Source organism: Oleiphilus sp. HI0061 (genome assembly GCF_001635675.1).
Genome location: NZ_LWFE01000578.1, coordinates 1 through 1,358 on the forward strand (window position 1 = coordinate 1; position 1,358 = coordinate 1,358).

2 protein-coding genes are annotated in these 1,358 nt (G+C 46.8%); both read right to left on the reverse strand.

What is annotated here, in order from left to right:
- Positions 1-75 precede the first annotated feature (75 nt).
- A complete protein-coding gene (gene murU / locus A3735_RS07575) occupies positions 76-768 on the reverse strand; it encodes an N-acetylmuramate alpha-1-phosphate uridylyltransferase MurU (protein WP_068508882.1) in 693 nt (230 codons plus the stop codon).
- On the reverse strand, positions 765-1,358 hold a 594-nt coding region (locus tag A3735_RS07580; protein WP_156499507.1), incomplete at its 5' end, for an aminoglycoside phosphotransferase family protein. The genes murU and A3735_RS07580, both read right to left, overlap by 4 nt.

The following is a 1,358-nucleotide window of genomic DNA, read 5'->3' on the forward strand; positions in this document are numbered from 1 at the left end:
TTCAATCTAAGGTATGAAGAAAGGAGCCAAAAGTTCGTCAACACAAACAAATAAAACCGTCATATTTTTGCCTGTTTATGCTGACACTCTATCCCTGAGTGTTTGTAAGCGCTCCGGCGTTCCAACATCGAGCCAATAGCTCTGGATACGCTCACCACCAACTCGCTGTGCTTCAATCGCAGTTCGTAGCTGAGGGCCCAATTGCGAAGGGCCAGGTTTTATATCCTTAAAGAAATCTCGGTGAAACAAAGCAATTCCGGCATAGGTCAGGTGCTTGCCATCATTTGTATTCGCTGACAACTTACCGCTACTTTGTAAGACAAAATCCCCTTTTAAATTGTGCTCAGGATTATCCACTAGCGCGAGATAAGCCTCCCGCGACTCATTGTGAGTAGAAGCGTTATTCAGAAATTCAGCAATATTCAACTCACTATAAACATCGCCATTGATAAGCAAAAACTCTGGCTCGGCTTCGTCCGTCAACATTGAAAGCGCTTGAACAATACCACCCGCCGTTTCCAGAAGTTCAGATTCGTGACTGTAATGTATACGTAGGCCCCACTTTTCGCCATTCCCCAGGCTAGCCGGAATTTGCTGAGCTAACCAATGCGTATTAATCACCACATCTTGAATACCTGCCGCAGCGAGCTTCTCTAAGTGAAATTCGATCAGGTACTTCTCACCTATCCTCAATAAAGGCTTGGGGACATGCTCCGTCAAAGGCCGCATACGCTTGCCAAGGCCTGCTGCAAGAATCATCGCTTTCATGAAGAAGCTCCCAGCTTTTCTGATAGCCCAGGCAATACCCTCTGCTCAAGAAAGTGAGTCAGCTCCTGAAACTCAGGGTAAGCCGCACTGACTTTAACGATATACTGCACCGTTCTTGGAATATCATTCAAATAGCCATGCTTTCCATCTCGCAGGGATAGACGAGCAAAAATACCGGCCGCTTTCAGATGCCGCTGCATGCCCATTAAGTCGAAATCTCGTTTGAACTGTTCAAAGCTCGCTTGTCGCTCAGCCGAATCACTCAATAAGTCGTAAAAGTCTCTGCACCAAGACTCAAGCTGCTCGTTTGGCCAAACGATGTAACAATCACGAAGCAGGGAAACCAGGTCGTAGGTGTTAGGACCTTGCACCGCATCCTGAAAATCGATTATTCCCAGCTCTTCACCAACCACCATCAAATTTCGCGCATGATAGTCACGATGGACAACGACTTGTGGTTGAGCCAAAGCACTTTCTTCCAAAGCATGAAAGCTTGCCTTTAAAAGCTGCCTCTCGTCTTCACTCAAATCAAGACCAAGCTTTTTCTCAAGCAACCAGTCTGGGAACAGGGCCATTTCCCGTCGCAGCAG